This is a genomic window from Bradyrhizobium sp., assembly GCF_030646015.1.
Lineage (GTDB): Bacteria > Pseudomonadota > Alphaproteobacteria > Rhizobiales > Xanthobacteraceae > Bradyrhizobium.
Genome location: NZ_JAUSLT010000075.1, coordinates 1 through 9,042 on the forward strand (window position 1 = coordinate 1; position 9,042 = coordinate 9,042).

Consider the following 9,042-nt stretch of genomic DNA (forward strand, 5'->3'; position numbering starts at 1 on the left):
GGTTGCCCGACGCAGATGCATGTGGTGCGGTTGCTGGCGCCGCAGCTCGATCGTGAAAACCATACCAAGGATATCGACTTCAGTCCGTCCGGTATCCGGCAGCGCTGGGACGCCGGCTATGCCCATACCCGGGCCGTGCTCGATCGTTCGCCCTGGGTCGGCGAGTTCGATCCCCTGTCCGGCGTCATTCTCCATGAGCAGACGGAATTGATGGCGGTCGCGGCGGAGTGAGGCTCAGGACAACAGCTAGGCCTATGGCGACAGCGCCTTGCGGTACAGCGCATTGTAGCAGGCCGCCGAAATGCCCCAGCTGAACGAGCGCGACATGGCGCTGCGCCGCATGGCGTCGAGGCGGTCCTTGGCGGTGAAGGCCGCGAACGCGCGCCGGACGCCGCCGAGAAACGATTCCGTCGAGGGACGATCGAACAGGAACCCGGTTTCGCCGTCCGTGATGGTTTCGGCGAGGCCGCCGGTCTGGTGGCCGATCGGCAGCGAACCGAACCGCTGCGCATACATCTGGCTCAGGCCGCAGGGCTCGAACCGCGACGGCATCAGGGTGAAATCGCTGCCGGCGAAAATCCGCCGGGCCTGCCCGTCGTTGAAACCGATGGCGACGCCGATCGCATCCGGCCGGCGGCGGTGCGCGTCGACCAGCGCCTGCTCGATGGCGGGCTCGCCGCTGCCGGTCACGATGATCTGGCCGCCGGCCGCGATGATCTCGTCCGCGGCGGCCAGCACCAGATCGACGCCCTTCTGGTGCACCAGACGCGCCACCAACCCGAAAATCGGGCCGCGCGACAGCGCCAGGCCGAATTGCTGGCGGACGTAATCCGAGTTGGCCTGCTTACCTTCCCAGTCGCCGGCGCCGAACGGCTGCGCCAGCTGGGCGCAGACGCGGGGATCCCAGCTCTCGTCGATGCCATTCAGGATTCCCGTGAGCCCGCCCGCGTCGGAGCGCTGGCGCAGCAGGCCCTCGAGCCCGCAGCCGAGTTCGGGCGTGGTGATCTCCCGTGCATAATTTTCGCTGACGGTGGTCAGATGTGACGCATAGACGATCCCGCCCTTCAGGAAGGACAGCTTGTCGTAGAATTCGAGGCCATCGATGTGGAAGGAGGCTTCGGGCGCGCCGATCCGGCGCAGCGACTCCTTCGGGAACAGGCCCTGATAGGCGAGGTTATGGATGGTCAGGATACTGGGGATATTGACGGCGTTCCACGCGAGATAGGCCGGCACCAGTGCTGCCTGCCAGTCGTTGACATGAACCAGGTCCGCTGCCCAATTTTTGTCCAGCTTGCCTGCCGCAAGCAGAGCGGCGGCCGAGGCAAATCGTCCGAACCGCACGTCGTTGTCGGGCCAGTCCCGGCCCGATGGGTCGCCATAGGGATTGCCGGGGCGGTCATAAAGTTCCGGACAGAGCAGGACGTAAACCGGCAGCCCATCCTTGGTCGCCGTCAGCCCGAGCGAGCAGGCCGGCATCTCCGCCAGCGCGGGGCATTGACCGACGATCTGGATATGCAGGAATTGTTCGACCACGTCGCGGTAGCCGGGGAGGATGATCCTGACGTCGCTGAGCGCGCGTAGCGCCCGCGGCAGGGCGGCGGAAACGGCAGCCAGCCCGCCCACCCGGACGAAATCATCCATTTCCGTGGTAACGAACAAGACCCTCAAGGAATGCCCCCGTACCAGCGCTTAATCGACGTTATGCAAGAAAGGTTCCAGTTTTCGCTTCCGATTTTGCAAAGGGCATAGGCGGCGGCCCAAGGGGCGGGCGCCGGGAGAAACGCTTCCCAGGCTGAGCGGCGCAATTTAGGGTCCGCCGCGCCGGACCCCGACGTCCGGCAGTTTGCAACGACGCTAGCTGACAACGATGAGGGTAATTTGACAAAGAGCTTCGAAGGCCTGCGCGTGCTCGATTTCTCGACCACCATTGCCGGTCCGCATTGCACGCGGATGCTGGCCGACATGGGGGCGGAGGTCATCAAGATCGAGACCACCGAAGGCGAGACGATGCGGACCCGTCCGCCGGTGCGCAACAATTGCAGCACCGCTTTCGGCCAGCTCAATATCGGCAAGAACAGTCTGGTGCTCGATCTGAAATCGCCCGAAGGGATCGAGGTCATTCGCCGGTTGATCGCGAGCACCGATGTGCTGGTGGAGAATTTTCGCCCCGGCGTGATGCGCAGGCTGAAGCTGGACTACGACTCGCTGAAAGGGATCAATCCGAAACTGGTCTATTGCTCGATCTCCGGATACGGCCAGACCGGGCCATCGGCCGAACTGCCGGCCTATGCGCCGGTCATCCATGCCGCCTCCGGTTACGAGATGGCCCATCTGGCCTACCAGCCCGGGAGAACCCGGCCGGACTATTGCGGCATCTATCACGCCGACGTGCTGACCGGCGTCTATGCCTTCGGCGCCGTTTCGGCGGCGCTGTATCAGCGCCACGGCACGCAGCTCGGCCAGCACATCGACGTCTCGATGCTGGAATCGATGCTCAGCCTGACGCTCAACGAATTGCAGTGGTCGCAATTCGAGGTGAAGCCGACCCAGCGTCCGATGTTCGGGCCGATCGCGACCGCGGATGGATATGTGATGGTCGCCATTGCCAGCGAGAAGACCTTCCAGAGCCTGATGAAGGTGATCGGGCATCCGGAGTGGGTCGCCGATCCGCGTTTTGCGGCCTATGCCGACCGCCGCGACAACTGGGCGAGCTTGATGGAGGGCGTCGAGGCCTGGTCAGGCACGGTGACGACCGAAAAATGTCTCTCGGCTCTGAATGCCGAGGGTGTTCCGAGTTCGGCCTACCGCACGGTGGCGCAGGCACTGGCCGATCCGCAGATCGCACATCGCGGCGCGCTGGCCGAGGTGGAGGATGGTGGCGGCACCTTCAAGGTTCTCAACCTGCCGTTCCGCATGTCCGGGGCCAGCGTCTCTGCGGGAAAGCGGATGGCGACCCTGGGCGAGCACACGGTCGCGTATCTCAGGGAGACCGGGCTTTCGGAAGACGAAATAGCGGCATTCACGGGCAAGCGGCTGGCGAAGGCGCCGGGCTAATCCGGTTGAGACCTGCGGCTTTTCATCCAGACGCCATCCTGCGGTCTTGCCGCCGCCGGTAATTCCAGCCAATCTGCCGCGCAGTCGTCGACGATCCGGAATACCGGACGCAGGGTCTTTTGGAGGGAGCATCAAATGAAAGCGGCATTCCGCTCGCGCACGTTTGCGCCGATATTTCATGTCGCGGTATTTGGTTTGGCTTTGGTTGCAAGTCCCTGGGTGACAACTCCCGCCATTGCCCAAAAGCAGGGCGGCAGCATCACGGTCGGCCTCGAGAGCGATATTCCCGGTTTCGATCCGCTGAAGGTCGGCGTTTACGACACGGCGGCGCTGACCGCCGCTTCGGCGCTTTTCGACACGCTCACCACTCTCGACGACAAGGGTATGGCACAGCCGGAGCTCGCGCTGTCCTGGTCTCATTCGGAAGACTTCAAGACCTGGACCTTCAAGCTGCGTCCTGGAGTCAAATTCCACGATGGCACGCCGTTCAATGCGGAAGCGTACAAGGCCAATTACGAGCGACAGAAAGATCCCGCGAACAAGTGCCGCTGCGCCTTCTATATCTCCAACGTCATCAGCGTTGAGGCGCCCGACGAACTGACGTTGGTCTACAACCTCAAGGACCCTTCGGTGAACTACCCTGCGCTGGTTTCCTATGCGAACCAGAACGCCGCGGTTCACTCTCCGACGGCCTGGAAAGCCAAGGGCGATGAATACAACCGCAATCCGGTCGGCACCGGACCGTACATATTGAAGTCGTGGTCGGCGGGCGACCGAATGGTTCTTGAGCGCAATCCGAACTATTGGAACAAGGGGCGGCCTTATCTCGACCGCCTGGTGCTGAAGCCGTTGCCGGATGCGCAGTCGCGCTTCGCCAGCCTGCAATCCGGCGAGGCAGATGTGATCTGGGACGATGAATACGACGCCGACAATATTCAGAAGGCCCAGAAGGATCCCAAGCTGAAGGTGCATACCTATGTCGGCTCCGGCGCCCAGGTCTATGCCTTCAACACCAAGGTCGCGCCGTTCGACGATGTGCGGGTGCGTCAGGCGCTGGTGATGGCGCTGGATCGCAAGAAGATGTCGCAGGCGATCACCAATGGCTTGGCCCTGCCGGCAACCAATCCCTTCGGCGACGGCTCGTGGGTCAAGTGCAAGGACGACGGCGCGCTGCCTTTCGATATCGAAAAGGCCAAGGCGTTGATCAAGGACTACGGCAAGCCGGTCGATTTCAAGATGATCGTTACCGCGACGCCGCGCGGGCGCACGGTCGGTCAGGTGCTGCAGCAATTCTGGAAGCAGGCCGGCGCCAACATGGAAATCGAGCAGATCGACCAGGCGACCGTCGTTCCGCGCGCCTTCATGCGCCAGTTCCAGCTGACGCCGTGGCGGATCGTCGATCTCGCCGATCCCGACGTCCAGATGTTCGCCAATTTCCGCACCGGCAGCCCGGTGGCGCTGGCCAATTATTCCAATCCGGACCTCGACGCGCTGCTGGACCGCGCGCGAGTCACGCCGGACAAGGCCAAGCGGACCGAGGATTATTGCGCCATCAGCCGGCACGTCAACCAGCAAGCCATCTGGTTCTGGACCTTCCAGAACACCTATTACGCGCTCTCGACTGCGAAGCTCAAAGGCCTGCCGAAGATGTACAGCGGGGTGATCGACGTCTCCGGGGCCTGGCTGGAATAACCGTCCATGCTGGGCTTCGTCGCGCGAAGGCTCCTCTATCTGGTGCCGGTTCTGCTTGCGGTCTCGCTGCTGACATTCCTGATCGCGTCGCTGCTGCCGGGCGATCTCGCTTACACGATCCTCGGCGACCAGGCGACGCCGGAGAAGGTGGCGGCGTTGCGCCATGACATGGGGCTCGACCAGCCGATCTGGTGGCGCTATCTGTCCTGGCTCGGCAATGTGCTGCAGGGCGATTTTGGACGGTCGTTCCGCACCGGGCAGACCGTGCTGCAGGCGGTGACGGAACGGCTGCCGGTATCGCTGGAGCTGATGCTGCTGGCCCAGCTCGGGGCATTGACGATCGGCATTCCCCTGGCGATCGCCTGCGCGGTGCGCAGCGGCAGCGCCTTCGATCGTTTCATGACCGGCAGCGCCTTCAGCATGCTTTCGGTGCCGGCATTCCTCTCGGCCATCCTGCTGATCTATCTGTTTGCGGTCGAGCTCCGCTGGCTGCCGGCAACCGGCTACATCCCGTTTCATGAGGATCCGGTCGGCAATCTCAGGTGCTTCCTGCTGCCGGCGCTGACGCTGGCGCTCGGCGAATGGCCGGTGCTGATGCGCGTCCTGCGTTCCGATATGATCCAGACCCTGCAGGAGGATTACATCGCGATGGCGCGCGCCAAGGGCCTGAAGCCGTCGCGCATCCTGCTGGTGCATGCCCTGAAACCCTCGTCGCTGACGCTGGTGACGGTGACCGGCATCAATATCGGCCGCCTGATCGGCGGCACGGTCATCGTCGAATCAATTTTCGCGCTGCCGGGAATCGGCCGGCTGCTGCTCAGCGCCATCTTCACCCGCGACCTCATCATCCTGCAGGGCGTAGTGCTGATCGTTGCACTTGGCTATGTGATGATCAATTTCATCGTCGACCTGCTCTACGCCGTCCTCGATCCCAGGATTCGTCATGGCCACGCTTGAGCTCAGCATCGACCAGGATGTCGCCGTCAGTCCGGTCCGGCGCACGCGCCGGCTGGGGCTATTGTTCTGGATGGCCATCGGCTGGATGACTTTCGTGTTTGCGCTCGCCGCATTTGCCGACCTGTTGCCGTTGCCGAGCCCCTTCCACATGGACATGCTGGAGCGCCGTGCGCCTGTCTCGGCCGAGCACTGGCTCGGTACCGACGGCCTCGGGCGGGACGTGCTGTCGCGGCTGATCTACGGCGCGCGGATTTCGCTGATCGTCGGGCTTTGCGCGCCGGTCATTGGCCTCACGATCGGCGGCGCCCTTGGCATTCTCGCCGGCTATTTTCGCGGCCGCTTCGAGACGCTGGTGGTCGGCAGCATGGATACGCTGCTGGCCTTTCCGCCGCTGATCCTGGCGCTGGCCGTGACCGCCTATCTCGGGCAATCCCTGCTCAACTTGACCGGCATTCTCGGCGTGCTCGGCATACCCGCGTTCATGCGGGTGGCGCGGGCCACGACGCTGACGCTGGCGCGGCGCGAATTCGTGATCGCAGCCCAGGCGCTGGGCGCCAGTCATCTGCGCATCCTGCTGCGCGAGCTGCTGCCCAACGTGTTCCTGCCGCTGTTCGCGTTCTTCCTGCTCGGCGTCGCCGTTACCATCGTGGTCGAGGGCGCGCTGTCCTTCCTCGGACTCGGCGTGCCGCCGCCGATATCGAGCTGGGGCATCATGATCGGGGAGGGGCGCGAGAGCCTGGAGATCGCGCCGCGGCTCGCCTTCATTCCCGCGGTCACCATGTTCCTGACCGTGCTTTCCTTCAACCTGGTCGGCGACACGTTGCGGGCTCTCACCGATCCGCGGCAGGGCGCACTGTGACCGGACCCGCGTTGCTTTCCGTCGAAGATGTGTCGGTCAACCTGCCGACGCCGCGCGGCAATCTCCGTGCGGTGGATCGGGTCGATCTGAGCGTCGGCGCCGGCCGGACGCTCGGCATCGTCGGCGAATCCGGTTGCGGCAAGACCATGCTGTCGCGCGCGATCCTGCAGCTGCTGCCGAAGAAGGCCATGCTGTCCGGCCGCGTGATGTTCGACGGCCAGGACCTCGTGCGCCTCGACCGCGAACGCCTGCGCAAGCTGCGCGGCCGTTCGCTGGCGGTGGTGTTCCAGGATCCGATGACCTCGCTCAATCCGGTGCTGACCATCGGCACCCAGCTGATCGAGACGCTGCAGGAACATCTCGAACTCGACGGTGTGGCGGCGAAGATGCGCAGCATCGAATTGCTGGCTGCTGTCGGGATTCCAGCCCCTGAGCAGCGGCTGATGCAGTACCCGCACCAGCTTTCCGGCGGCATGCGGCAGCGGGTTGCGATCGCCATTGCGCTGTCCTGCGAACCGAAATTGCTGATCGCGGACGAGCCGACCACCGCACTCGACGTCACGATCCAGGCACAGATCCTCGATCTTTTGGCGCGCGAACAGCGCCGCCGCCACATGGCGATGATCATCATTACCCACGATCTCGGCGTCGTCGCCGGCCGCACCGACGAGGTGGCGGTGATGTATGCCGGCCGCGTCGTGGAACGCGCGCCGACGCCGGATTTGTTCAAGAGAATGCGCATGCCCTACACCGAGGCGCTGCTGGCGGCGATCCCGAAGATCGACGCCAAACCGCATACGCCGCTGCCGGCGATTTCGGGACGTCCGCCGGATCCGACCCGGCCGCTGAAGGGATGTTCGTTTTCGCCGCGTTGCCGGTATGCGTGGGCCCAATGCCAGATCGAGAAGCCGCCGCTTGCGGATGCGGACTCGCCCGGCCACCAATATGCCTGCTTCCGTCCGCTCAACACCGCCGTCGGCGCCCCCGCATGATGCAGCCCGTTTCACAACCTGTATCCGGCGATCCCCTGCTCAGGGTGGAAAACCTCGTCGTCGAATATCCCGTGGGCAACAAGACCGTGCATGCGGTGTCCGGCGTCAGCCTCGATATTGCGCGCGGCGAGACGCTCGGTCTGGTCGGCGAATCCGGCTGCGGAAAATCGACGCTCGGCCGCGCCGTGATGCAGTTGCGCAGGCCGGTGTCGGGCAAGGTGCTGTTCGACGGCAAGGACCTCACCGCGATGCAGGGCGATACGCTGCGGCGGATGCGACGGCGCGTGCAGCTGATCTTCCAGGATCCGATCGCCTCGCTGAACCCCCGGCGGCGGATCGGCGATATCATCGCCGAACCGCTGGTGATAGCCGGCGTCAAGGATGCGAAAAAGCGCGAGCAACTGGTCCACGACGTGCTTGCCGCGGTCGGACTCGATCCCCAGCTGGTGATCGGACGATTGCCACACGAGTTTTCCGGCGGCCAGTGCCAGCGCATCTGCATTGCGCGGGCGCTGGTGCTCAATCCCGAATTCATCATCTGCGACGAGCCGGTGTCGGCGCTCGACGTGTCGATCCGCGCCCAGATCCTCAATCTCTTGGAGGAGATGAAGGCGCGCTATGGCTTGACGCTGCTGTTCATCGCCCACGACCTGGCAGTGGTGAAGGCGGTCAGCGACCGCGTCGCCGTGATGTATCTCGGCCGGCTCTGCGAGGTCGGTCCCTCCGAACAATTGTTTGCGCAGCCCGCGCATCCCTATACCGCTCTGCTGATCGAGGCGATCCCGGTGCCGGATCCGGATGTGCGGCCGGCCGAAAGCGTGGCGGTGGGCGAACCGCCGTCGCCGATCGCGCCGCCCTCCGGCTGCCGATTTCGCACCCGCTGCCCGCGCGCGGACCAGCGCTGCAGCGACGAAATGCCGGAGCTTCGCGAGGTCGCGCCGGCCCAGTTCGCCGCCTGCCATCATCCATTGATCGGGGCTGCTTAAGCGTCTAACACATTCACAACTGCGATCCGGAGGAAGAACCCAACTCCCTCATGGTGAGGAGCGCGTCGACAGCGCGTTTGCGCTGCCGACGTGCGTCTCGAACCATTGGGCACACTACCTGACGCCATCCTTCGAGACGCCCGGCTTCGCCGGGCTCCTCAGGATGAGGTCCGAATTTAATCCAAAAGCAAGAACCATCGGGAGAGAAGCGATGAAGAGTTTCCAGGTTGCCGATTTCAACGCCCCCTTGAAGGAGGTGGACGCGCCGACGCCGCAGCCGTCGGGCACCCAGGTGCTGCTCAAGGTCAAGGCGGCCGGCGTCTGCCACAGCGACCTGCACATCTGGGAAGGCGGCTACGATCTCGGCCACGGGCGCAAGCCGCTGTCGCTGAAGGACCGCGGCGTATCGCTGCCGCGCACCATGGGACATGAGAGCGTCGGCGAAGTGCTGGCGCTGGGACCGGATGCCAAGGCGGACAATGCCGGTATCAAGGTCGGCGAC

9 protein-coding genes are annotated in these 9,042 nt (G+C 64.2%); 8 read left to right on the forward strand and 1 reads right to left on the reverse strand.

Annotated features, from left to right (window positions below; genetic code table 11):
- On the forward strand, window positions 1-231 hold a 231-nt coding region (locus Q7T45_RS11635), incomplete at its 5' end, for a DUF3734 domain-containing protein (RefSeq protein WP_304870842.1).
- 21 nt (window positions 232-252) lie between these two features.
- Here the strand turns inward: Q7T45_RS11635 and glgA are convergent.
- On the reverse strand, window positions 253-1,668 hold the full coding sequence (gene glgA, locus Q7T45_RS11640) for a glycogen synthase GlgA (protein WP_304870843.1): 1,416 nt from the start codon (window positions 1,666-1,668) through the stop codon (window positions 253-255).
- Between the two features lie 210 nt (window positions 1,669-1,878).
- On the opposite strand from glgA, the gene Q7T45_RS11645 reads away from it, so the two are divergent.
- The 7 genes from Q7T45_RS11645 to Q7T45_RS11675 form a co-directional block, all read left to right on the forward strand.
- Window positions 1,879-3,054, forward strand: coding sequence for a CaiB/BaiF CoA-transferase family protein (locus tag Q7T45_RS11645; protein WP_304870844.1), 1,176 nt, complete (start codon window positions 1,879-1,881; stop codon window positions 3,052-3,054).
- Between the two features lie 135 nt (window positions 3,055-3,189).
- Window positions 3,190-4,746: an ABC transporter substrate-binding protein gene (locus Q7T45_RS11650; protein ID WP_304870845.1), complete on the forward strand. Its 1,557-nt coding sequence runs from the start codon at window positions 3,190-3,192 to the stop codon at window positions 4,744-4,746.
- Between the two features lie 6 nt (window positions 4,747-4,752).
- Window positions 4,753-5,703, forward strand: coding sequence for an ABC transporter permease (locus tag Q7T45_RS11655; RefSeq protein ID WP_304870846.1), 951 nt, complete (start codon window positions 4,753-4,755; stop codon window positions 5,701-5,703).
- A complete protein-coding gene (locus tag Q7T45_RS11660) occupies window positions 5,690-6,562 on the forward strand; it encodes an ABC transporter permease (RefSeq protein ID WP_304870847.1) in 873 nt (290 codons plus the stop codon). The genes Q7T45_RS11655 and Q7T45_RS11660 overlap by 14 nt, the downstream gene beginning before the upstream one ends.
- Before the next feature lie 11 nt (window positions 6,563-6,573).
- On the forward strand, window positions 6,574-7,554 hold the full coding sequence (locus Q7T45_RS11665) for an ABC transporter ATP-binding protein (protein ID WP_304870848.1): 981 nt from the start codon (window positions 6,574-6,576) through the stop codon (window positions 7,552-7,554).
- Window positions 7,551-8,540 carry an ABC transporter ATP-binding protein gene (locus Q7T45_RS11670; RefSeq protein ID WP_370691257.1) on the forward strand — a complete coding sequence of 330 codons (990 nt, stop codon included), beginning with the start codon at window positions 7,551-7,553 and terminating at the stop codon, window positions 8,538-8,540. The genes Q7T45_RS11665 and Q7T45_RS11670 overlap by 4 nt, the downstream gene beginning before the upstream one ends.
- A gap of 211 nt (window positions 8,541-8,751) precedes the next feature.
- A partial coding sequence (locus tag Q7T45_RS11675; protein WP_304870849.1) for an alcohol dehydrogenase catalytic domain-containing protein occupies window positions 8,752-9,042 on the forward strand: 291 nt, incomplete at its 3' end.